Below are 22,724 nucleotides of genomic sequence, written 5' to 3'. Positions count from 1 at the left end.
AAAGAAGCGTGTTCTACATCGGAGGGTTCGATCCCGCCGGTGCGGCGCGCTACCACGCCCTCTATGCGGGGGAAGCCGCCGAGCAGCAGAAGCTCGGGCAGATCGCGCTGCAGGTCGGGCCGCGGCGGCGGGTCCAGGGCGGCGGCGCGTGCTGGGACATCGAGGCGCAGGAAGGCGCCTGCACGGTGCGCACGCGCTACGAGTACCTGCCGTGGGACGGCATCGTGCGCGCGCACTGGACGCAGCGACGCCTGGCCCTCGTCCGCGACCTGGTGGCTGCCTCGCTGTACCTCGTCGCCTCGGGCGCCGCGCGCACGCTCTGGCGCGCGCACCGCGTCGCGGCCCTCGTGCTCCTCCTGCCGTTCCTCCTCCTGTGCGCGCTCGTGCTGCTGGTGCCTGCAGCCGGCACCGCCGCGGCGGCGCTGGCCTGGTCCTGGACCCAGAGTGCCGTGCTCGCGGCACTCGCGGGGCCGGTCGTTGCCGCCGCCGGAGCTTTCCTCGTCCTGCGGCGCCAGATGGCCTGGTCGGCGGACTGGCTCGGGCGCAGCCTGGCGTTCCACGTTCGCCAGGCCAGGGGAGAGGTGCCCGAACTCCCCGACCTCCTGGACCGGCATGCGGATCGCATCGTGCAGCGCCTCGCGGAGTCTGCGGACGACGAGGTCCTGGTGGTGGGCCATTCGTCCGGGTCCATCCTTGCCGTGAGCGTCGTCGCGCGCGTGCTCGCCCGCTGGCCGGCGGACACGCGCTGCGCGTTCTCGCTGCTGACGCTGGGCCAGTGCATTCCCGTGGTCGGAGCGCTGCCGCCGGCTGCCGCGTATCGCGACGAACTGCTGGCCGTGGGCACGTCGCAGCGCGTGGCGTGGATCGACTTCTCGGCACCGCCCGACGGCTGCTGCTTCCCGCTGGTGGACCCGCTCGCCGCATGCGGGGTGCAGGCCGGACACCCGGCCGGCCCGAGGCTGCTGTCGCCCCGGTTCTTCCGGATGTTCGAGCCCGCCGAATACGCCGGCCTGCGACGCGACAAGTTCACCTTGCATTTCCAGTACCTGAAGGCCGGCCGCCGCGCCGACGCCTATGACTTCTTCTCCATCACGGCCGGCGCCCGGACGCTCGCGGCGCGCCATGCGGCGGCGCCGGGAGAGCTGTTTCCGGATGCAATAGGATCGCCCGTGCGCACCCGACGCGAAGAGACGAGGGAGCAAGGATCTTGAAAGCGATGGCCGCGGCGCTGAGGATGCGCGAGGAACCCAGCATGGCGCGTGCGCTCGGCGGCGGCGCCCCGGCGCCCGGGCGGCAGACGGTGCCGCTCAACCCCGCGTGCGCGCTGCTGCGGGAAAGCCGCGACGTCCTGCTCCTGCAAGGCCCGGTGGGCCCGTTCTTCGACCGCCTCGCGCGCTGGCTCGAACGCCGGGCCACGCGGGTGACGCGCATCGTGCTGCAGGGAGGCGACCGCCACGACGCGCGCGCCGGTCACGTCGTCCCCTACGAAGGCGCGCCGGGGGAGTGGGCATCCTTCCTGCGGGAGTTCCTGCGCACCCGCCGCCCCGACTGCATCGTCCTGTTCGGCCAGTCGCGTGGCTACCACCAGGAGGCCCTGCGGCTCGCTGCGGAACTGGGGATTCCCGCCGTCGTCCTGGAGGAGGGCTACTTCCGGCCCGGCTACGTCACCATGGAACTGGGGGGCGTCAACAGCCACTCCCGCACGCTCGAGACCCATGCGTGGGCGCCCACGGGAGGGATGCCGCCCGGCGGGCTGGCGCCCGACGACACCCGCTGGCATTTCGCGCAGACCGCCTGGCACGCAGCGCTCCACTATGCAGCGCTGCGCCTGCACCAAGGCGCATTTCCCCTGTACGAGCACCACCGGGACGCGAACCCCTGGCGCTACGCGCGCTACTGGCTGCGGTCGTGGGGCGTGAAGCTGCTGCGCCATGGACGGGATGCGAGGTGCGCCCGCTCCCTCCAACGCGGGCCCGCGCCCTATTTCTTCGTGCCGCTGCAGCACGACGGCGATTCGCAGATCCGGCACCACAGCGGCTATGCGCGCAATGCGGAGTTCGTGCTGGAGGTGATGCACTCCTTCGCCGAGCATGCCGAGCCGGGCACGCTGCTCGTGTTCAAGCAACATCCGCAGTCGCGCGGCGCCGCCGGACATGGCGCGCTGATCCGCCGCGTGGCCAACGAACTCGGCATCGGGGAGCGCGTGCGCTACCTCGTCGAAGGCGACACGCGCGACCTGTGCCGCGGCGCGCGGGGCGTGGTCGTGATCAACAGCACCGTGGGCCTCCAGGCCCTGGAAAGCGGCACCCCGCTGGTCGTGATGGGGGAGGCGCTGTACCGGCTGCCGTCCCTCACGCACGGCGGCACGCTGCATTCGTTCTGGCGCGACGGCGCGCCGCCGGACCCCGAAGCCGCTGCTGCGTTCCTGCAGCAGTTGAAGAACCTCACCCAGATGCCGGCGAGCATCTATGCCGGGCGCCGGCAGGACCTCGCCTGGCCATGAAATGAAGAGCATTGCCATGAAAGACCGTGTGCGGGCGCTGTCCTCCCGCTTCTCCCGCCTCTCGCCGTTGTTCCTGCTGTGCGTCGTGCTGCCGACGGCGCTGGCGATCGTCTACTACGGCGTCCTCGCCTCGGACGTGTACCTCTCCGAGAGCCGCTTCGTGGTGCGCAGCCCGCAGCGCCAGGTCACGTCGCCGCTCGGGTCGCTGCTGCAGGGCGTGGGCTTCAGCCGCGCGCCCGACGACAACTACACCGTGCAGGATTACGTGCTCTCGCGCGACGCGTTGCGGGTCCTGGACACGCAGCTGAAGGTCGGGAAGTCGTACGGCGACCCCGGCATCGACCGCGTCAGCCGCTTCGCGGGCCTGTGGCCGGACGACAGCTTCGAGGCGCTCCACCGCTACTACCGCAAGATGGTGTCGGTGCAGATCGATCCCACCTCGTCGATCGCGACGCTGACCGTGCGTGCCTACACGGCGCAGGACGCCGCGGCGATCAACCGGCTGCTGCTGGCGCAGGGCGAGGAACTGGTCAACCGCCTCAACGAGCGCGGACGCCAGGACATGATCCGCTTCGCCACGGCAGAAGTCGTGCAGGCCAGCCAGAGCGCGCGGGAGGCCGCGGTCGCGTTGTCCAACTACCGCGGCGCGGAAGGGGTGGTCGACCCCGAGCGCCAGGCGGCGGTGCAACTGCAGCAGGTCGCGAAGCTGCAGGACGAGCTGATCGCCACTTCCACGCAGCTGGCGCAGATCAAGGCGCTGACGCCGCAGAACCCGCAGATCGGGGCGCTGGAGAACCGCGCCCATACGCTGCGCGCCGCGATCGACGCCGAATCGGGCAAGGTCACCGGCGGCAACGGCGCGCTCACCCGCAAGGCGCCCATGTACCAGCGCCTCGTGCTCGACGCCGACTTCGCCAACAAGCAGCTGGCGAGCGCGCTGACCAGCCTGGAGACCGCACGCAACGAGGCGCGGCGCCAGCAGGTCTACCTGGAGCGCATCGCGCAGCCCAGCGTTCCCGACATGGCGCAGGAGCCGCGCCGCGTGCGCGGCGTCATCGCCGTGCTGGGGCTGGGCCTGGTGGCCTGGGGCATCCTGGCGCTCCTGCTCGCGGGGATCAGGGAGCACCAGGAATGAGACTGGCCACGCAAGCGAGTCTTGCCGACTGCTGGCGCATCCAGCGCCGCGTCATCGGCGCCCTGCTGATGCGCGAAGTGCTGACGCGCTACGGCCGCCACAACATCGGCTTCCTGTGGCTGTTCGTCGAGCCCATGCTGTTCACGCTGGGCATCGTCGCCTTGTGGAGCCTGGCCCAGGTGCATCACGCGCAGCTGCCCATCGTCGCGTTCGCGGTGACGGGCTATTCCTCGGTGCTCCTGTGGCGTAACATGCCCGGGCGCTGCATCGGGGGCGTCGGGCCGAACCTCGCCCTGATGTACCACCGCAACGTGAAGGTGCTGGACATCTTCCTCGCCCGGCTGCTGCTGGAAGCGGGCGGCGCGACCATGTCCTTCGTCGTGCTCTCGCTGCTGTTCTGGTTCATCGGCTGGATGGAACCGCCGGAGGATCCGCTGACGGTGCTGGCGGCGTGGTTCCTGCTGGCGTGGTTCGGCGCCTCGCTGGCGCTGCTGCTCGGCGCGCTGGCCGAACGGTCCGACCTGCTGGAGAAGTTCTGGCACCCTGCGGCCTACCTGCTGTTCCCGCTGTCCGGCGCCGCCTTCCTGGTCGACATCTTCTCGCCGCAGGTGCAGGAATTCCTGCTCTGGCTGCCGATGGTGCATGGCGTGGAGCTGCTGCGCGAAGGCTGGTTCGGCTCCGCGATCCGCGCCCACTACGACGTCGGCTACCTGGCCTCCTGCTGCGCCGGGCTCACGCTGCTGGGGCTCTCGCAGGTGCGGGACGTCAGCCGGAGGATCACGCCCGAATGATCACGCTGCGCGAGGTGACCAAACGCTACGCCACCCGGCACGGCCTCACCACCGTGCTCGATGCGCTCGATCTCACCGTCCATCCCGGCGAGAAGATCGGCGTCGTCGGCCGCAACGGCGCCGGCAAGTCCACGCTGATCCGCTTGCTGAGCGGAGCGGAGGCGCCCACCGCGGGCCGCATCGAGCGGCGCATGCGCGTGTCGTGGCCGCTGGCCTTCGGCGGCGCCTTCCAGGGTTCCCTCACCGGGGCCGACAACCTGCGCTTCATCTGCCGGATCTACGGCCAGGACGCGAAGGACAAGCTGGGATACGTCGACGACTTCTCCGAGCTCGGGCGCTACCTGCACGAGCCCGTGCGCACCTATTCCTCCGGCATGCGCGCGCGCTTCGCGTTCGCCGTGTCGATGGCCATCGACTTCGACTGCTTCCTCATCGACGAGGTCATCTCCGTCGGCGACGAGCGCTTCCACGAGAAGTGCCACGAAGAGCTGTTCGTCAGGCGCAGCGACCGCGCGCTGATCCTCGTGTCCCACGACGGCGAGTACGTGCGCCGCCATTGCGACGTCATCCACCTGCTCGCCGACGGCAAGCTGCATCGCGTCGATGCCGCGCCGGCGGCCCACTGACCAGGAGCTTCCGCATGCCCAAGAAACTGCCCCCCGAGTGGAAGGAGTTCTACCTGCGCAGCCTGCAGGTGCCGGTGCTCGGTCCCCACGTGCTCGGCCCGATGATGCGCGGCTACTGGAAGTGGGTGCAGCGCTTCCACCGCGAACCGGCGGCGCCGCCGCGGGTGATGGATGGACTGCTCTCCACCTATGCCTCCACTATCGACGCGCTCCGGCGGCAGCTCGAGAACCTGGAGCGCCGCACCGCCGAACTCGAGTCCGAGCTTTCCCGCGCGCGCGAGTCGGCGCGCGTGCAGCAGCAGCTCGCCTGCGCCGCGGTCGAAGGACTGCAGCGGCGCATCGGCCGCCACGAACAGCACGCGGCCTTCCAGCGCGACGCGCTCGCCGCGGCCGTCGCCGGCCTGAGCCGCCGCGAGCCCGCCGCCAACGAGCCCGCCGAACATCTTTCCCAGGGGTCCCCCCGATGCTGACCTTCTCCATCGTCATCAACACGTACAACCGCGCGCACACGCTGCCGCGCACCCTGGAATCGCTGCAGTCGCTGCGCTACCCGAAGTTCGAGGTGATCGTGGTCAACGGCCCGTCCACCGACGGCACCGAGCAGGTGCTGGAACGCTGGCGCGATCGCGTGAAGGTGGGCCGCTGCGGCCAGGCCAACCTCTCGATGTCGCGCAACATCGGCATCGCGATGGCCGCGGGCGACGTCGTCTGCTTCCTGGATGACGATGCGATGCCGGAGCCCGACTGGCTGGACCAGCTCGCCACCGGCTATGCGGACCCCCTGGTCGCTGCGGTCGGCGGCTACATCCGCGACCACACGGGGTACAGCTTCCAGTGCAAGGCTGTGGTGTGCGACCGCTTCGGGCGCGGCGAGAGCTTCGACACGCTGGCCGAAGGTCGGCTCGACACCGGGGCGCGGCCGTTCCGGTTCCCCAGCCTCACCGGCACCAATTCCTCGTTCCGGCGCAACGCGCTGCTCGCCATCGGCGGCTTCGACGAGGAGTTCGTGTACTTCCTCGACGAGACCGACGTGATGGTGCGGCTCATCGACGCCGGCTGGCGCGTCGAGTACGTCCCGAACGCGGAGGTGCACCACAAGTACGCGTCCAGCCACCTGCGCGACGCGAACAAGGTGCCCAGGAGCATCTACTTCTCCGTCAAGAGCAAGGCCTATTTCTGCATCCGGCACGGCGCGCCCGCACGCTCGCTCGACGAGGTGCTGCGCCACCTCGAGGACTACCGCCGCGGCCTGCGGCGCGACTACGACTGGTACCTGGAGCACGGCCGGATCGATCCGGAGCACCACCGGCGCCTGCACGACGAAATCGACCGCGGCTTGCGCGACGGGATCGACCGTGGCTTCGCCGATCGCCCGGTGTTCCTCGCAGGCGAGATGTGCGAACGCCTCTTGCGCCCGTTCCTTCCCTTCGCGCGCCGCCCCGCCGACGCGCAGCGCCTGCGCATCTGCTTCCTGAGCCAGGAGTACCCGCCGGCGCAGTGCGGCGGCATCGGCAACTGGACCCACGAGCTGGCCGTGGGGCTCGCCGCTGCGGGGCACGAGATCAGCGTGGTCACCAAGGGCGCGGAGCACCCGACGGTGGACTACGAGGAGGGCGTCTGGGTGCACCGCATCGTGCCGCACTGGCAGCCGCAGCGCACGGAGCCGGCGCTGCCGGACCTGCCGCAGGTGATCAAGGACTACGCCTATACCGCGTACGACGAGGTCATGCGCATCCACGTGCGGCGCGGCCTCGACGTGGTCTCCACGCCGATCTGGGACCTGGAGGGCGCCGCCTGCATCGCCGACGGCAGCATCCCCACCGTGCTCAGCCTGCACTCCACCTTCAAGCTGGTGCTGCCCACCAAGAAGGAATGGCTCGACAACCCCGAGTACAAGGCGGCGCACGTCGACAAGATCATCGCGGGCGAGGCCTGGGCGCTGCAGAAGGCGCACCGCATCCTCGCCAACTCCACGGCCATCGTGCGCGACATCGAGCAGGCGTACGGGCTGCAGATTCCGCGCAACCGGTACCGCGTCGTGCCGCACGGCATCCATCGCGTTCCGCTTCCATCCGCCGCGCCGCGCCGCGACGTCGTCCGGCTGCTGTTCGTCGGCCGCTTCGAGCTGCGCAAGGGCGTGGACCTGCTGCTGGACGCGTTGCCGGCGCTGATGCAGTCGCATCCGCAACTGGAGGCGACGCTCGCGGGCGACCATGCCATCAACTACGACGGCAAGCAGGCGCTCAAGGACCGGTTCCTCGCCGCCCACGGCGGCGCGCCCTGGATCGGGCGCGTCCGCTTTCCCGGCGTGGTGAGCCAGCAGGACCTGCATGCCCTCTACGCGGACTGCGACATCTTCGCCGGCCCCAGCCGCTACGAGTCCTTCGGGCTGGTGTTCCTGGAGGCGATGCGCTACGGCAAGGCCTGCGTCGGTGCGCGCATCGGCGGCATCCAGGAGGTGGTCGACGACGGCGACACGGGCCTGCTCTTCGAGGCGGGGAACGCCGCCGACCTGCAGGAGAAGCTCTCGCAGCTGCTGGCGTCGCCGGCATTGCGCGAGCGCCTCGGACGCCGGGCGCTCGAGGCCTTCGAGGAGCGCTTCACGACGGAGGCCATGGCGGGCAGCGTCGCCGCGAGCTATGCGGAATGGGCGCAGGCCGCGCCGGCCGTGCGGGAGATGGTGGCATGAGCGACATCCAGGAACAGCTGCTGCAGCAGGTGGCGGAGCTTCGCGCCGAGATGGCGTCGCTGCGCGAGTCGGTGCAGGACATCCGCCGCCTGGTCGGCCCGTTCGGCGTGCGCCTGGCGGACGACCAGCTGCTGGTGCAGACGCTCTACGGCACGAAATACCTGGTCGATCCTCACGACCTGATCATGACGCCGCAACTGGTGGTCTATCGCCAATGGGAGGCCGACCTCTCGCGCTTCTTCGCGCGCCGCGTGCATCCGGACCTGAAGTTCGTGGACATCGGCGCGAACTTCGGCTACTTCACCTGCCTGGTGGGCGCCGGCATCGGCGGCTCCGGCAGCGGGCGCGTCTGGGCGGTCGAACCGAACCCCAAGCTGCTGAAGCTGCTGCGGGCCAACGCGCTGATCAACTGGTCTATGTGCCCGATCGACATCCACCCGGTGGCGCTCGGCGCGGCCGAGGGCGTGGTGCAGCTGTGCGTGCCCGCCGATCGCGCCGCCAACGGGTCGCTCACCCGTTCCGCCGATGGCAGGGATGACCTTGTCGACGTGCCGCTGCGCCGCCTGGACGACCTCGTGCCGGCCGGTACCGCCATCGACCTCGTGAAGCTCGATGTGGAGGGGCACGAATATGGCGTTCTTTCGGGCGCGCGCCGGGTGATCGCCGAATCGCCCCGGCTGGAGGTCGTCATGGAATGGTCTTCGCGCCAGATGATCGCCGCCGGCTACCGGCCGTCGCACATGCTGCAGCTGCTCGAAACCCTCGGGCTGGAGATCATGCGCATTCCCGAAGGCGAGGGGGCGCCCGAGCCTTATCCGGTAAACGTCCTCGACGACGACGCCTACGACAACGTGCTGCTGAAGAGAAAGGGATGAGACCACAAATGGCCGAAGCTATCCGTGCCGTCTCGCAGCGGGATCCATCCACGCACGAGCGCGCCGCCGCCAAGCACACGGCGGGCGAGGCGCTTTCGTCGAGGCTCTGCCGCCAGGTGCTCGGCACGGGCTGGGAGCGCGTGGCGCACCCCTGGGCAGAGGGCGAAGCCCTGCGGACGTACGCATTCCAGCGCCCGCTGGTGTTGCTCTGCAGCCCGGACACCGTCGGGCTGGAATTCCTTCGCCACGGCTGGAGCGGGGCCGTGAAGGTCACCATCGGCGACGACACGCGCACCATCGTGCTGTCCGAGGAGGAGAGTGCGGGCACGACGATCGTCGACCTGCCGGCGCAGACGCAGGACTTCGAGGTGACCATCGAGTCGGTGCCCGTCGAGGGGCGGCCGTACGACCGCAGCGAGGCGTGGCTGCTCGGCCTGCAGTTCAGGAATGCGCCGACACCCGTGGCCAGGACGTCGCTGCTGAACGAGCGCATCAAGATCGTGCACGGCGACTGGGGCGACTTCCTCGCGCTGCGCACCGACGACCTGCTGCCGTCCGCCATTGCGCAGGTGGGCTCGTGGGCGCCGGACGACATCGAAATCTTCCGGCAGCACGTCCGCCCCGGCGACCTGGTGCTCGACGTGGGCGCGAACATCGGCCACCATGCGGTCGTCTTCTCGAAGCTGGCCGGGCCGCGCGGACTCGTGGTCGCGGTCGAGGCGCAGCGGCTCATGTGCCAGCTCGTGCAGGCCAACGCGCTGATGAATCGCGGCGAGAACATCGTCGCGGTGCACGCTGCCGCGGGCCAGCAGCACGGGCACGTCACGATGTACCCGATCAACTACGACGGCGAATGCAGTTTCGGCCAGCTCGGCGTCGATACGACCACCACCTTTCGCGACAACCCCGGGGAGCTCGTCGAAGTGCACCCGCTCGACGACCTCGTGGCCAGGCATGCCGGCGGCCGGAGGGTCGCCTTCGCGAAGATCGACGTGCAGGCGTACGAACTGTTCGTCCTGCAGGGCATGACGCGCATCCTCCGGAACGACCGGCCGACGATCTTCATCGAGATCGCGCCCTTCTGGATGCGCAAGGCAGGCTACGAGTTCACGGAGGTGTACGACTTCCTGCGTGGCCATGGGTATGCACTGGTCCACCGCGAGCACGTGCGGCTGGGGCCCGACGGCATCCCGGTCGTCGCGCCGGGGCAGGACGTCGAGTGGGACCTGCTCGCCGTGCACCCGCAGCGGCACGCCTAGGCGCGACGCGGCGCGCCTCCGCGCAGCGCGGAGGCACGGCCGGCGTGGCGGTGTGCGATTATCCCGGCGCACCGCCATAAATGCTCCTTCGCCCCGCCTCCATCCCGCTGCCCCGCCAGCGGATGTCGCCCGCCGGCTTCGCCGCCAGCGGGCTGCTGCACGTCGCGCTGGTGTGGCTGCTGCTGCAGTACGCGCCCGTGCAGCAGGCGGTGCGCTACGTCGTCGTGCAGGCGATCCGTCCCGCGAATCCGCCTGCGCCGGCTGCGCCGCCCCCGAGCCGCGCCATCACACCGCAGGCCACGCCCGGCACGCCGGGGGATCCGCTGTCGGTGTTCACGCTGCGGCCGGAGTCCAGCATGCCGCTGCGCGCGACGGACACCTTGCCGGAACTGCAGCTGCGCAAGCCCGAGCCGAAGCGCCAGCGCCGCGAGTCGCCGCGGCCCGAGCAGGCGCCCGCGGCGCCGCCGCGCATGCGCACGGAGTCGCAACTGAGCGTGCCGCAGCGGGAGCCGGAGCCGGCGCCGCTGCCGCCGCCGGAGCCCGCTCCTTCCGTGGCCGCACCGGAGCCCGCGCCGCCGCTGCCGCCGCCGCCGGTGGAAGTGCCGCCGGTGCCGGTGCCGGCGGCCGTTCCTGTGCCGGTGCCGGAGCCGGTGCCGGCACCTGTCCCCGTTCCCGCGCCGGCGCCCGTGCCCGTGCCTGCTCCCGCACCGGAACCAGTGCCCGCGCCTGCCCCCGTCCCGGTGCCTGCTCCCGCGCCGGTACCGGTGCCCGAACCGGCACCGGCTCCCGTACCCGCTCCAGCGCCCGTCCCCGCGCCGCCTGCCCCGGCGCCCGTCCCCGCGCCGCCGGCACCCGCTCCCGTCCCCGCTCCGCCGGCCCCTGCGCCGGTGCCCGCACCGCCAGCGCCCGCACCGGTGCCTGCGCCTCCCGCGCCTGCACCGGTTCCCGCGCCGCCGGCCCCGCCCGCGCCCGCGGCACCGGTGGCGAGCCCGCCTGCGGCCGCGCCCGCGCCCGCCGCGCCGTCCGGCCCCATCACGGCGCCTGGCCCCGCCGCCCCGGCGCCACCGGCCGCCGCGCCGGCGCCGTCTTCCGGCTGGGGCGAGCCCGGCGTCGCGCCCGTGCGTCCTCCGGCGCTGCCGCCCGCTCCGGTGATCCTGCCGCCGTCGCCGCGGGCGATCGTGCCGGGGCCCTGGAACACGCAGCGGCGCAGCCTGGCCGACATGGCGAACGAGCAGCTGCGGCGCGGCGAGCGCAAGGGCGTCCTGGAGCAGGGCATCGAAGGCGCGGGGCGCGACGACTGCCTGCACGCGCCGACGCGCGAGTCGGCGGCGGGTGGGTTGCTGCAGGCGCCGTCGGTGATCGGGCGGGCGTTGACGGACAAGTGCGCGCGGTAAGCGCCGATCGGTGGGGTTCACATTCGTTCACCGTCGCCGGCGTTCGCCGGCCCACCCTACCGGCGCCAGTAGGGTGGGGCGGCGACAGCCGCCGACGGTGAGCGCGAGCGAACCCCACCGATCACGCTCTAATCCCCCCATGGAACTCCGCCAGCTCCGCTACTTCGCCCGCGTCGTCGAACTCGGCTCCATGAGCCGCGCGGCGCTGGAGCTCGGGGTCGTGCAGTCCGCCCTGAGCCAGCAGATCAGCCGCCTCGAAAGCGAGCTCTCCACCCGGCTCCTGCAGCGCAGCGCCAAGGGCGTCGCCCCCACGGAAGCCGGCCTCGCGTTCTTCCGCGAAGCGCAGCTCGCCCTGCGCCACGCCGACGAAGCCATGCGGGCCGCACAGCAGTCGCGGCTGTCCGGCAGCGTCAGCGTGGGGCTCGCGCCCACCACCGCCTCGGTGCTCGGCCTGCCGCTGATGCGCGCGATGCGCGAGCGCTACCCCGACGTGCGGCTGCACATGGTCGAAAGCCTCTCCGGCCACCTCTCCACGATGCTCAATGCGCGCCAGCTGGATCTCGCCGTGCTGTTCGACACGCATCCGGCGCGGCGCTGGAGCGTGACGCCGCTGCTGGAGGAAAAGCTGTTCCTCATCGAGGCACGCCAGGGCACGAAGGCGCTCCCGGCGAGGGTCCGTCTCAAGGACCTCCGCGGCAGGCCGCTGATCCTGCCCAGCGAAAGCCATGGCCTGCGCAGCACGCTCGACGCCGCGTTCACCCGCGCGCGGCTGAAGCCCGACGTCACCACCGAGATCGACTCGCTCACCATGCTGATGGACGCGGTCGCCGCCGGCCTGGCCGGGACGATCCAGCCCTGGGCCGCGCTGGGCCGCTTCGCCGACGCCCAGGAGCGCTTCCAGCTCGCCGAGATCGCCGATGCGCAGGTCGTGCGGCTCAACTCCCTGTGCAGCCTCTCGGACGACGAGCTCTCCCCTGCGGCGCTGGCGGTGCGCGTGGTGCTGGCAGCCTGCGCCCGCGAGCTGGTGGAAGCAGGCCGGTGGGGCGGCGCGACGCTCAGCCATCACGGATCGTGATACCCCCATGAGCCCCCGGAGGCTTCCCGCGCGGGGGAAGCCGCTCCAGAATCCGCCGCCATGATCGATGTCCTTGTCATCGGCGGCGGCAACGCCGCGCTGTGCGCCGCGCTGATGGCGCGCGAGGCCGGCGCCAGCGTGCTGCTGCTGGAAGCCGCGCCGCGCGAATGGCGGGGCGGCAACTCGCAGCACACGCGCAACCTGCGTTGCATGCACGACGCGCCCCAGGACGTGCTGCTCGACGCCTACCCGGAAGAAGAGTTCTGGCAGGACCTGCTGAAGGTCACCGGCGGCAACACCGACGAGAAGCTCGCCCGCCTCACCATCCGCGCCTCCTCCACCTGCCGCCCCTGGATGCGCCGGCACGGCGTGCGCTTCCAGCCCTCGCTCGCCGGCACCTTGCACCTGTCGCGCACCAATGCCTTCTTCATGGGTGGTGGCAAGGCCCTCGTCAACGCGTACTACCGCAGCGCGGAGAACCTCGGCGTGCGCATCCGCTACGACGCGCCCGTGGACCGGCTGGAGCTGCGCGACGGCCGCTTCGTCGCCGCCTTCGTGGGCGGCGAGCGCATCGAAGCCAGGGCCTGCGTGCTCGCGGCCGGCGGCTTCGAGTCCAACCGAGAGTGGCTGCGCGAAGCCTGGGGCCGGAACGAGCGCGGCGAGTGGCCGGCGGACAACTTCCTGATCCGCGGCACCCGCTTCAACCAGGGCACGCTGCTGAAGTTCATGATGGGGCAGGGCGCGGACATCATCGGCGACCCGTCGCAGTCGCACTGCGTCGCCATCGACGCCCGCGCGCCGCTCTACGACGGCGGCATCTGCACACGCGTCGATGCGGTGTCGCTCGGCGTCATGGTCAACCGCGAGGGCCTGCGCTTCTACGACGAAGGCGAGGACTTCTGGCCGAAGCGCTACGCGATCTGGGGCCGGCTCGTGGCGCTGCAGCCGGGGCAGGTCGGCTACTGCATCATCGACAGCCAGGCCGTGGGCCGCTTCATGCCGCCGGTGTTCCCGGGCGTGCGCGCGGACAGCCTGCCGGAACTGGCGCGCGCGCTGCAACTGCCGGAAGACGCGTTCATGAAGACGCTGACCGACTACAACGCCGCTTGCCGCGTCGGCAGCTTCGACCACACGGTGCTGGACGACTGCCACACGGAGGGACTCACGCCCGTGAAATCGCACTGGGCCCGGCCGATCGACACGCCGCCCTTCCTCGGCTACGCGCTCAAGCCGGGCATCACCTTCACCTACCTCGGGCTGAAGACGAACGAGCAGGCGGCCGTGCACTTCGGCGGCGTGCCCAGCGACAACCTGTTCGTCGCCGGCGAGATGATGGCCGGCAACGTGCTCGGCAAGGGCTACACCGCCGGCGTCGGCATGAGCATAGGCACGGCTTTCGGCCGCATCGCCGGCACGGAAGCGGCGCGCGCTGCATTGAAGGGAGAAGTGCATGCAGCCGCTGCTTGACGTGGTGGAGCGCGCCCGCGCCGACACCGACGGGATCGGGACCGCGAATCCGCGCGTCATCCCCATCCGCCCCGCCGCGCCGCTGACGGCCAACGAAGCCGAAGTCGCGCGCCAGATGCAGATCTGCAATGCCTGCCGCTACTGCGAAGGCTTCTGCGCCGTCTTCCCCGCGATGACGCGCCGCCTGGAGTTCGGGCGCGCCGACGTGCACTACCTCGCGAACCTGTGCCACAACTGCGGCGCCTGCCTGCACGCGTGCCAGTACGCGCCGCCGCACGAGTTCGCCGTGGCGGTGCCGCAGGCCATGGCGCGCGTGCGGCGGGAGACCTACGCGCACTACGCGTGGCCGGCCGGATTCGGCGCGCTGTACGCGCGCAACGGGCTGGTGGTGGCGCTCGCCACGGCGTTCGGCCTGGCGCTGTTCCTGGTGCTCGCGCTGGCGCTGCACGGCACGCTGTGGCCAGGTCCCCTGCAGGGCAACTTCTACACGGTGTTCCCGCACAACCTGATGGCCGGCGTCTTCGGGGCGGTGTTCCTGTTCGTGCTGTTCGCACTCGCGATGGGCGCGGCGCGCTTCTGGCGCGACGTGGCACCGGGTGCCTCCGCGCCGGGAGCGGCAGGCGAGGCGACGCGCAATGCGCTGGCGCTGACGTATCTCGGCGGGGGCCACGGCGACGGCTGCAACGAGGACGACGACCGCTTCACGCTCGCGCGCCGGCGCTTCCACCACCTCACCTTCTACGGCTTCCTCCTGTGCTTCGCCGCGACCAGCGTGGCCACGCTGTACCACTATGCGCTGGGGCTCCCCGCGCCGTATCCGCTCTGGAGCCTGCCCGTCGTGCTCGGCACCCTCGGCGGCATCGGGCTGCTGGTGGGACCCGCGGGCCTGCTGTGGCTGAACCTGCGCCGCCATCCGCTGGAAGGCGACGTGGCGCAGCGCCCCATGGACCGCGGCTTCATCGCCCTGCTGCTGCTCACGAGCGCGACGGGCCTGGTGCTGCTCGCCGCGCGCGACACGGCTGCGATGGCCTTGCTGCTCGCCGTGCACCTCGGGGTGGTCCTGGCGCTGTTCCTCACCCTGCCTTACGGCAAGTTCGCGCACGCGGTCTACCGCGCGGCCGCCCTCTTCAAACACAACATCGAAAAACGCCTGCCCGGCAAGATCGCGCTGGGGGCGGACTGAAGGAGCAGCGCGCGGCAGGGTTTGCGCCGGTACCCGTCCGGAACGCCCTTGTGTACGGTGGCAGGGAAGAACGAGGAGACACCGCATGGCCATCCCATCCGTCCTGCGCCGCCGCACCTTCGTCGCCGGAACCGCTGCCGCCCTGGCCTTGCCCTGGGTGCGCGCGCAGGGCACCTGGCCCACGAAGTCCGTCCGCTTCCTCGTGCCTTTCGCGCCGGGCGGCACCTCGGAGATCGTGGCGCGTTCCGTCGCCGCGGAGCTGACGAAGCAGCTGGGCCAGACCGTGTACGTGGAGAACAAGCCCGGCGGCGCCGGCGTGGTGGCCATGCAGGAGGCGGCGCACGCGGCGCCGGACGGCCACACCATCATCCTCGGCCACGTGGGCACGCTCGCCGTCAACCCGTACATGCTGGCCAACCAGCCGTACGACGTGAACAAGGACTTCATCCCCGTCACGCTGCTGGCCAAGGTGCCGAACGTCTTCGTGATCCACCCGGACGTGCCGGCCAGGAACTTCCGGGAGTTCGTCGCGCACGTGAAGGCGAATCCGGGGAAACTGAGCTACGGCTCCGCCGGGAATGCGAGCGCGGGGCACCTTGCGATGGAGTACCTGAAGCTGGTGACCGGCATGTACATCACGCACATCCCGTACCGCGGCACCGGCCCGCAGCTCACGGACTTGCTGGCGGGCCGGACGCAGGCTTCATCGGCGGGCATGCCGGCGCTGGGCGCGCACATCCGCTCGGGCAAGCTGCGCGCCATCGCGGTCGGCACGCACCAGCGCATCCCCGCGCTGCCGGACGTGCCGACGGTGCAGGAGATGGGCTACAAGGACTTCGAGACCTCGCAGTGGTACGGCATCCTCGCGCCGGCGGGCACGCCGCCGGAGGTCGTGAAGCGGCTGCAGGAGGAGTCGTTCAAGGCGCTGCGCTCCAGCGCGGTGACGGAACGCTTCGCCACCGACAACGCGGTGGGCGGCGGCGGCCCGCCGCAGGAGTTCGCGCAGTTCATCGCACGGGAACAGAAGATCTGGAGCGATATCGTGAAGAGGGCGCAGATCAAGGCGGATTGAGCCGCGGGTCCGCCTCCCGGGGCCGGGATGCGCGCACGCACCGCAGGCTGGGTTTCGCGCGAGCGAACCCCAGCGCCTGCGCGGGATCGCTGGGGTTCGCTGGCGCGAAACCCAGCCTACGAGCCCTCGTCGCGGTCCCAGCCCGGGCCGCGGATGCTCGGGTCCGAGTAGATGGACTCCAGCGGATACCGGATCCCCTTCAGGTAATCCTCGATGCAGCGCAGCACCAGCGGGCTGCGGTGGCGGTCCGCGGTGGCGCGCAGTTCCTCCGGCGTCATCCACAGCGTGCGGACGATCCCGAAGTCCAGGGCGCGGCCCTTTTCCTCCTCGCCCAGTTCGCCGGTGAAGGCGAAGCGCAGGTAGGTGACGTCCTCGCCGGTCGTGGAGCGCTGGAAGCGCGAGATGTAGACGCCCAGGAGCTGCGTGGGGCGGAAGTGCCAGGCGGTTTCCTCCAGCGCCTCGCGGGCGCAGCCCTCGGCGGGCGTCTCGCCCGGGTCCAGGTGGCCGGCCGGATTGTTGATGCGCAATCCTTCGTGCGTTTCTTCTTCGATCATCAGGAAGCGGCCGTCACGCTCGATCACGGCGGCCACGGTGACGCTCGGTCGCCAACGGTTGTCCATGGCGCATTATGTTGTTTGTGGCCAGAATGGTGGCCTCGCAGGCTCCCCGCACTCCATGCTACGCACCGCCACCGCCTTGCTCGCCACCCTTGCCGCGCTCCCCGCCGCGGCGCAATCCGCCCTTCCCGCCATCCAGGCTCCACCGGCCGCCGCCAACCCGTACGGCCTCGGCGCGCTGTGGGCGCAGGGCGACATCGTCTCGCGCATCACCATCGTGCTGCTGGTGGTCATGTCGCTGGCGAGCTGGTACGTGCTGGTCGCCAAGCTGCTCGCGCAGTCGCGCATGGGCGGCCAGGGCCGCGTGGCCAACGAACGCTTCTGGAAGGCCGACTCGGTGCAGCAGGGCGCCGAGGCGCTGCAGCCCGGCAGCCCCTACCGCTTCATCGCGGAGTCGGCGATCGAGGCCACGCGCAAGCACGACGGCCTGATCGGCAAGGTGGACCTCAATACCTGGGTGGCGCAGAGCATCGAGCGCGCCGTGGGCACGGTGCACAGCCGCACGCAGGAAGGGCTCGCGGTGCTGGCCACGGTGGGTTCCACCGCGCCCTTCGTCGGCCTGTTCGGCACGGTCTGGGGCATCTACAACGCGCTGGTGCGCATCGGCGCGTCGGGGCAGGCGTCCATCGACAAGGTGGCGGGCCCCGTCGGTGAAGCGCTGATCATGACGGCCATCGGCCTGGCGGTCGCCGTGCCGGCGGTGCTCGGCTACAACTGGCTGGTCCGCCGCAACAAGGTGGCGATGGACACGGTGCGCGCCTTCGGCTCCGACCTGCACACGGTGCTGCTCGCCACTGGCGGCAAGGGCGCTTGATGAGCGTCGCCGGGCCGCCCCAAGACGCGAACGCCCCCTCGGGGGGCAGCTCGATGCCGAAGGCGTCGAGCGTGGGGGCCATGTAAGTGGCCATCCAGTTCCGGGACCCCGGCGCCGGGGAGGATCCGCTGATCGCCAGCATCAACACCACGCCGCTGGTGGACGTGATGCTGGTGCTGCTGATCATCTTCCTCATCACCATCCCGGTCGTGAACAGCTCGATCGCGGTGAACCTGCCGCGCGAGCAGAACCAGCAGCGCGACGCGCAGCAGGAGAACGTGATCGTGACGGTGGACGCCACCGGCGCGACCTGGTGGTTCGAGACGCGCCTGCCGGACGCCGAGTCCCTGCGCCAGTTGCTGGTCAAGATCTCCGCGATGCAGCCGCAGCCCGAGCTGCACATCCGCGGCGACGTGCGCGCGGACTACGACGCGATCGGCCGCGTGGTGCTCGCCGCGCAGCAGGCGGGCATCGCCCGCATCGGCTTCCTCACCGAACCCCCACCGCGCTGAGCCATGCACATCCGCGCCGGCACCGAGGCCGATCCCGAACCGATCGTGGACATCAACACGACGCCGCTGGTGGACGTGCTGCTGGTCCTGCTCGTGATGCTGATCGTCACCATCCCCATCCAGCTGCAGGCGGTGAGCCTGGAAATGCCGGGACGCAATGCGCCGCCGCCAACGGCACCGCCCGTGGTCGTGCAGCTCGACATCGATGCCGCCGGACGCTTCCTCTGGAACGGCGAGCCGCTCGCCGACCGCACCGCGCTGGACGCGAAGCTGCGCGAGGCGGCGGGGCAGGCGCAGCAACCCGAGATCCACGTGCGCCCGGACCGGCGCGCGAAGTACGAGGCGGTCGCGGCGGCGCTCACCAGCGCGCAGCGGCAGAACCTGCAGAAGATCGGGATCGTGGGGATGGAGCAGTTCGCGCCATGAGGTTGCAGGAGGCGGCCGAGCTGGTGCTGATGTGGGCGGTGATCCCGGTCTGGATCGCCGCCGGCCTCGCGGACTGGTGGTGCCACCGCCGCACTGCCATCGAACGCACCAGCGGCTGGCCGGAGAACGTATTCCACTGGTTCCTGTTTGCCGAGGCGGGGATCGCGCTGCTGGCGGTGGGGCTGCTGGAGATCGACGCCGCGGTGCTGATGCTGGTCTTCGCCGCCTTCCTGGCGCACGAGGTCACCACCTTCATCGAGCTGCGCTACGCGGTGCCGCTGCGCGAGGTGCGGCCTTTCGAGCAGATGGTGCACAGCTTCATGGAGATCCTGCCGCTGGTGGTGCTGGCGCTGCTGGCCGTGATGGCGTGGGAGCAGGTGCTGGCGCTGTTCGATGCGGGGGTGCCGGATTTTGCGCTGCGGGCGAAGGAGGTGCCGTGGCCGGGGGAGTACCTGGCGGGGGCGGCGGCGGCGGTGTTCCTGCTCAACGTGCTGCCGATGGCGGAGGAGGGGGTGCGGTGTTGGCGCTTCGCGCGCGGTGGGGGCGGTGGGGTTCGCTGACGCTCACCTTCCGCGGCATTCGCCGCGCCACCCTACAAGACCCGCGTCGCCGTGATCAGGCTTCGTATTCCGGAGCGCCCTGCACCCACATGAACGACTGCAGGTCGATCATGTCGCGCGCCTTGAAGCCCGGCTTGCGGTCCAGGTCGCGGCGCAGCACCGCAGCGAAGGTCAGCAGGTCCTGGTACTGGGGCCAGGTCGGCACCGTGCCGTGGGTCATCGCGTAGCCGTACAGCTGCGCGGCCTTGCGCGTCGCACGCGGCTTGAAGAACAGGTGCTTGTCGGGGCGCGCGATGAAGCCGAAGACGGTGGCGACCGGCCAGGTGAGGACGCGGCTCTTGCGTTGCGGCAGGTCGGCGAGCGCCTCGATCCAGTCGTTGAACCGCCGCTGCGGCGAGCCGTGCCCGTACAGGAAAGCGTAGAGCTCGGTCGCGAACAGCCGGGCGCCCGCGGGCGTCTTCACCGCGTCCCGCAGAGCCATGCGCTCGAAAGAGAACAAAAGGTTTGCCCGCGCCTCGATGCGCACCGCCGCATCGGAGATCGCGCGGAACTCGCCGCGTGCGAGCAGCTTGCGGAAGGAGGCCGGCGCCAGTTCGGTCTCCCATTCCAGGTGCGCGCGCTCCTTGTGCGAGCGCTCGGCGACCAGGTAGGTCTCGTCCTCGAATCCGTCAGGGTAGTAAAGCTCGAACTTGCGGCGGCACAGGGCGGCGCCGAGGTAGACCACGTTGGTGGCGCTGGCCCCGGCGAGGGGAAAGGGGAGGAAAGCAGCACGTGCCATCCGGACAGTGTTCGGTAGGCATCAAGCTCAGCCGCGTCGGACAACACGCCGCCGGCCTGTAGGACTCACACTGACGCCGCCAGAAGTAGCTCGGCAATTTCAGATGGTGCACCGAGACGCTTGGGCGGACCCCAATAGCCGGTCCCACGGCTGACGTAGACGCGCAAACGGCCGAGCTGGTGCAGCCCGGCCGTATACGGCTGCTGCAAGGGCACGAAGAAGGTCCAGGGCAGGAACTGGCCGCCGTGCGTATGCCCCGAGAGCTGCAGGTCGAAGCCCGCCTGCGCCGCGGCGGGCGCGGTGCGGGGCTGGTGCGCGAGCAGCACGCGCGGCGCACCTTCCGGCGCGCCGGCGAGGGCCGCGGCAGGGTCGCTGCGATGCGCGGGGTCGAAGTGGTGGCCGCCGTAATCGGGAACGCCGGCGAGCACCAGCGGCGCGCCGCCGTGGCGCAGCACCACGTGCTCGTTGTGCAGCACGCGGATGCCCAGGCGCTGCAGCTCCTGCACCCAGCCGTGCACGCCGGAGTAGTACTCGTGGTTGCCGGTCACGAAGAAGACGCCGTGGCGGGCGCGCAGCCCCGCGAGCGGCGCGACGTGCGCGCGCAGCTCCTGCACCGAGCCATCGACCAGGTCGCCGGTGATGGCGACGACGTCCGGCTCCAGCGCGTTCACGCGGTCGACGATCTTCTGCAGGTACTCCGCCTTGATCGTCGGCCCGACGTGGATGTCGCTGATCTGCACGATGCGGAAGCCGGCCAGGCCGGCGGCGAGGCCGGGCAGCGGCACCGTCACGCGCTTCACGCGCGCCGGCAGCCGGGCGTTGAGGAAGCCGATGCCCGTGAAGGCCAGCGCGAGCAGCGGCACCGCGCTGCCGCTGGCGACGCGCCAGTCCGGCCCGCCCGCGAGCTGCAGCACCAGCAGGAGCAGGTCGCGCAGCACGGTGAGCACCAGCAGCGAGGAGAACAGCCCCATGCACAGCATGCCGACCCACGTGAGCCGATCGGCCGCCGGTGGGCGCATCACGCGACGCGCCAGCAGCCCGGCGGGCACCAGCACGGCCGACGCGGCCAGCAGCAGCGCGAAGGCCATCCCCCCTGACAAGGGAAGGGTGGGAACGATGCGGGCACCGATATAAAGGTGGAGAACCGCCGAGAGGGCGAGGACGGTGGTCAGCGACATGACAGAAGAGTGGCTGCGGAGCTCGACAAGCCTTCATGTAAGCTTGCGTTCAGCTCCAGAAGATCAAGAGCTCGCCCCCAATCGAGGAGAAGAGTCCATGCAAACCGTAGCTCCTGCCGCGTCGCCGGCGAGCGAACCCGCTGCTGCCCTGGCAGCGGCACCGGCGCCGGCGCCCCTGCGCATCGGCGTCCCGAAGGAAACCGCGGCGGGCGAGAAGCGCGTCGCCACCGTGCCGGAAGTCGTCGCCAAGCTCGTCAAGCTCGGTTTTGCCGTCTCCGTCGAAAGCGGCGCGGGTGATGCAGCCAACTTCGCCGACGACACCTATCGCGCCGCGGGGGCCGAGGTGGTGCCGGATGCGGCGCAGCTCTGGTCGCGTGCGGACATCGTCTTCAAGGTGCGCCCGCCGACCCCGTACGAAGTGCAGCTGCTGCGCGAAGGCGCCACGCTGGTCGGCTTCGTCTGGCCCGCGCAGCACCCCGAGCTGATGCAGCAGCTGGCCGCCCGCCGGGCGACCGTGCTCGCGATCGACTCGCTGCCACGCCAGCTCTCGCGCGCGCAGAAGATGGATGCGCTGACCTCCATGGCGGGCATCAGCGGCTACCGTGCCGTGATCGAGGCCGCCAACGCCTTCGGCCGCTTCTTCAACGGCCAGGTGACCGCCGCGGGCAAGATCCCGCCGGCGCGCGTCTTCATCGCGGGCGCGGGTGTTGCCGGCCTGGCGGCCATCGGCACCGCCGCCAACCTGGGCGCGATCGTGCGCGCCAACGACACGCGGGCCGAAGTGGCGGACCAGGTGGTCTCGCTCGGCGGCGAATTCGTCAAGGTCGACTACGAGGAGGAGGGCTCGGGCGGCGGCGGCTACGCCAAGGTCATGAGCGAAGGCTTCCAGCAGGCGCAGCGCGAGATGTACGCGCGCGAAGCGAAGGACGCCGACATCATCATCACGACCGCCCTGATCCCGGGCAAGCCCGCACCGAAGCTGATCACCGCCGAGATGGTGCGCAGCATGAAGCCGGGCAGCGTGATCGTGGACATGGCCGCCGAGCAGGGCGGCAACTGCGAACTGACCGAACCCGGGCAGGCGGTGGTGAAGCATGGCGTCACCATCATCGGCTACACGGACCTGGTGAGCCGGCTGGCCAAGCAGTCGTCCACGCTCTATTCGAACAACCTGCTGCGCCTGGCCGAGGAGCTGTGCAAGGCGAAGGACGGCCGCATCGACGTCAACATGGAGGACGATGCGATCCGCGGCCTGACGGTGATCAAGGAAGGCAACATCACCTGGCCGCCACCGCCGCCGAAGATCCCGGCGGCGGCCGCGAAGCCCAAGGCGGCCGCCGCGGTGGTCGCCGCGCCCAAGGGGCACGGCCACGGCGCCGGCGAGCCGATGTCGCTGAAGTCGCTGGCCATCATGTTCGGCGTCGGCGCCGTGCTCTTCCTGCTGGTGGGGCTGTACGCGCCGATCAGCTTCCTGTCGCACTTCACCGTCTTCGTGCTCGCCTGCTTCGTGGGCTACATGGTGGTGTGGAACGTGACGCCCTCGCTGCACACGCCGCTCATGAGCGTGACCAACGCCATCTCCTCGATCATCGCCATCGGCGCGCTGATCCAGGTGGCGCCGCCGCTCACCGACGCAGGGGTCGACCGGCCCAACGCCCTGATCCTCGGCATGGCCGTGCTCGCGCTCACGCTCACGGCCGTCAACATGTTCGGCGGCTTCGCGGTCACGCGTCGCATGCTGGCGATGTTCCGCAAATAAGAAGGAGGCAC

The 22,724-nt window shown here is 70.8% G+C and carries 22 protein-coding genes; 19 read left to right on the top strand and 3 right to left on the bottom strand.

Annotation, left to right across the window (positions count from 1 at the left end):
- The first annotated feature begins 8 nt into the window (after positions 1 to 8).
- The 14 genes from H8N03_RS21905 (at position 9) to H8N03_RS21840 (ending at position 16,069) form a co-directional block, all read left to right on the top strand.
- Positions 9 to 1,211 carry a hypothetical protein gene (locus H8N03_RS21905; protein WP_187078357.1) on the top strand — a complete coding sequence of 401 codons (1,203 nt, stop codon included), beginning with the start codon at positions 9 to 11 and terminating at the stop codon, positions 1,209 to 1,211.
- 5 nt (positions 1,212 to 1,216) lie between these two features.
- The gene (locus H8N03_RS21900) at positions 1,217 to 2,503 is read left to right on the top strand and encodes a capsular biosynthesis protein (RefSeq protein WP_255428342.1); all 1,287 of its coding nucleotides are present in this window, start codon (positions 1,217 to 1,219) and stop codon (positions 2,501 to 2,503) included.
- A gap of 16 nt (positions 2,504 to 2,519) precedes the next feature.
- Positions 2,520 to 3,638 (top strand): KpsE/RkpR family capsule polysaccharide export protein, encoded by a 1,119-nt coding sequence (locus H8N03_RS21895; protein ID WP_255428335.1) that lies wholly within the window; start codon positions 2,520 to 2,522, stop codon positions 3,636 to 3,638.
- Entirely contained in the window at positions 3,635 to 4,429 is a 795-nt protein-coding gene (locus H8N03_RS21890) for an ABC transporter permease (protein ID WP_187078354.1), read from the top strand. The genes H8N03_RS21895 and H8N03_RS21890 overlap by 4 nt, the downstream gene beginning before the upstream one ends.
- Positions 4,426 to 5,055 carry an ABC transporter ATP-binding protein gene (locus H8N03_RS21885; protein WP_187078353.1) on the top strand — a complete coding sequence of 210 codons (630 nt, stop codon included), beginning with the start codon at positions 4,426 to 4,428 and terminating at the stop codon, positions 5,053 to 5,055. The genes H8N03_RS21890 and H8N03_RS21885 overlap by 4 nt, the downstream gene beginning before the upstream one ends.
- Before the next feature lie 14 nt (positions 5,056 to 5,069).
- Entirely contained in the window at positions 5,070 to 5,525 is a 456-nt protein-coding gene (locus tag H8N03_RS21880) for a hypothetical protein (RefSeq protein ID WP_187078352.1), read from the top strand.
- Entirely contained in the window at positions 5,519 to 7,744 is a 2,226-nt protein-coding gene (locus tag H8N03_RS21875) for a glycosyltransferase (protein ID WP_187078351.1), read from the top strand. The genes H8N03_RS21880 and H8N03_RS21875 overlap by 7 nt, the downstream gene beginning before the upstream one ends.
- Positions 7,741 to 8,619, top strand: coding sequence for an FkbM family methyltransferase (locus H8N03_RS21870; RefSeq protein WP_187078350.1), 879 nt, complete (start codon positions 7,741 to 7,743; stop codon positions 8,617 to 8,619). Before H8N03_RS21875 ends, H8N03_RS21870 begins: the two co-directional genes overlap by 4 nt.
- 8 nt (positions 8,620 to 8,627) lie before the next feature.
- Entirely contained in the window at positions 8,628 to 9,878 is a 1,251-nt protein-coding gene (locus H8N03_RS21865) for an FkbM family methyltransferase (protein WP_187078349.1), read from the top strand.
- An 80-nt stretch (positions 9,879 to 9,958) separates the two neighbouring features.
- Positions 9,959 to 11,272 (top strand): hypothetical protein, encoded by a 1,314-nt coding sequence (locus H8N03_RS21860; protein ID WP_187078348.1) that lies wholly within the window; start codon positions 9,959 to 9,961, stop codon positions 11,270 to 11,272.
- Between the two features lie 139 nt (positions 11,273 to 11,411).
- Positions 11,412 to 12,347, top strand: a complete 936-nt coding sequence (locus H8N03_RS21855) for a LysR family transcriptional regulator (RefSeq protein ID WP_187078347.1) — start codon at positions 11,412 to 11,414, stop codon at positions 12,345 to 12,347.
- 60 nt (positions 12,348 to 12,407) lie between these two features.
- On the top strand, positions 12,408 to 13,814 hold the full coding sequence (tcuA, locus tag H8N03_RS21850) for an FAD-dependent tricarballylate dehydrogenase TcuA (protein WP_187078346.1): 1,407 nt from the start codon (positions 12,408 to 12,410) through the stop codon (positions 13,812 to 13,814).
- Positions 13,798 to 14,997 (top strand): tricarballylate utilization 4Fe-4S protein TcuB, encoded by a 1,200-nt coding sequence (gene tcuB, locus H8N03_RS21845; protein WP_187078345.1) that lies wholly within the window; start codon positions 13,798 to 13,800, stop codon positions 14,995 to 14,997. The genes tcuA and tcuB overlap by 17 nt, the downstream gene beginning before the upstream one ends.
- 85 nt (positions 14,998 to 15,082) lie before the next feature.
- Entirely contained in the window at positions 15,083 to 16,069 is a 987-nt protein-coding gene (locus tag H8N03_RS21840; RefSeq protein WP_187078344.1) for a Bug family tripartite tricarboxylate transporter substrate binding protein, read from the top strand.
- Positions 16,070 to 16,185: 116 nt separating this feature from the next.
- Here the strand turns inward: H8N03_RS21840 and H8N03_RS21835 are convergent, their stop codons facing one another.
- The gene (locus H8N03_RS21835; protein ID WP_187078343.1) at positions 16,186 to 16,689 is read right to left on the bottom strand and encodes an NUDIX hydrolase; all 504 of its coding nucleotides are present in this window, start codon (positions 16,687 to 16,689) and stop codon (positions 16,186 to 16,188) included.
- Positions 16,690 to 16,744: 55 nt separating this feature from the next.
- Here H8N03_RS21835 and H8N03_RS21830 point away from each other — a divergent pair, with 55 nt between their 5' ends.
- The 4 genes from H8N03_RS21830 (at position 16,745) to H8N03_RS26555 (ending at position 18,998) form a co-directional block, all read left to right on the top strand.
- On the top strand, positions 16,745 to 17,500 hold the full coding sequence (locus H8N03_RS21830) for a MotA/TolQ/ExbB proton channel family protein (RefSeq protein WP_255428334.1): 756 nt from the start codon (positions 16,745 to 16,747) through the stop codon (positions 17,498 to 17,500).
- Between the two features lie 86 nt (positions 17,501 to 17,586).
- On the top strand, positions 17,587 to 18,012 hold the full coding sequence (locus H8N03_RS21825; RefSeq protein WP_187078341.1) for an ExbD/TolR family protein: 426 nt from the start codon (positions 17,587 to 17,589) through the stop codon (positions 18,010 to 18,012).
- 3 nt (positions 18,013 to 18,015) lie between these two features.
- Entirely contained in the window at positions 18,016 to 18,438 is a 423-nt protein-coding gene (locus tag H8N03_RS21820) for an ExbD/TolR family protein (protein WP_187078340.1), read from the top strand.
- Entirely contained in the window at positions 18,435 to 18,998 is a 564-nt protein-coding gene (locus H8N03_RS26555; RefSeq protein WP_187078339.1) for a hypothetical protein, read from the top strand. Before H8N03_RS21820 ends, H8N03_RS26555 begins: the two co-directional genes overlap by 4 nt.
- Positions 18,999 to 19,053: 55 nt before the next feature.
- Here H8N03_RS26555 and H8N03_RS21810 read toward each other — a convergent pair whose 3' ends face one another.
- Positions 19,054 to 19,776, bottom strand: coding sequence for a hypothetical protein (locus H8N03_RS21810; RefSeq protein ID WP_187078338.1), 723 nt, complete (start codon positions 19,774 to 19,776; stop codon positions 19,054 to 19,056).
- 65 nt (positions 19,777 to 19,841) lie between these two features.
- A complete protein-coding gene (locus H8N03_RS21805; protein WP_187078337.1) occupies positions 19,842 to 20,954 on the bottom strand; it encodes a metallophosphoesterase in 1,113 nt (370 codons plus the stop codon).
- A gap of 97 nt (positions 20,955 to 21,051) precedes the next feature.
- Here H8N03_RS21805 and H8N03_RS21800 point away from each other — a divergent pair, with 97 nt between their 5' ends.
- Positions 21,052 to 22,713 carry a Re/Si-specific NAD(P)(+) transhydrogenase subunit alpha gene (locus tag H8N03_RS21800; protein WP_187078336.1) on the top strand — a complete coding sequence of 554 codons (1,662 nt, stop codon included), beginning with the start codon at positions 21,052 to 21,054 and terminating at the stop codon, positions 22,711 to 22,713.
- The last annotated feature ends 11 nt before the right edge of the window (positions 22,714 to 22,724 follow it).

Source organism: Ramlibacter cellulosilyticus, assembly GCF_014297465.1.
GTDB lineage: Bacteria > Pseudomonadota > Gammaproteobacteria > Burkholderiales > Burkholderiaceae_C > Ramlibacter > Ramlibacter cellulosilyticus.
This window is presented reverse-complemented; position numbering and strand designations above follow the sequence as displayed.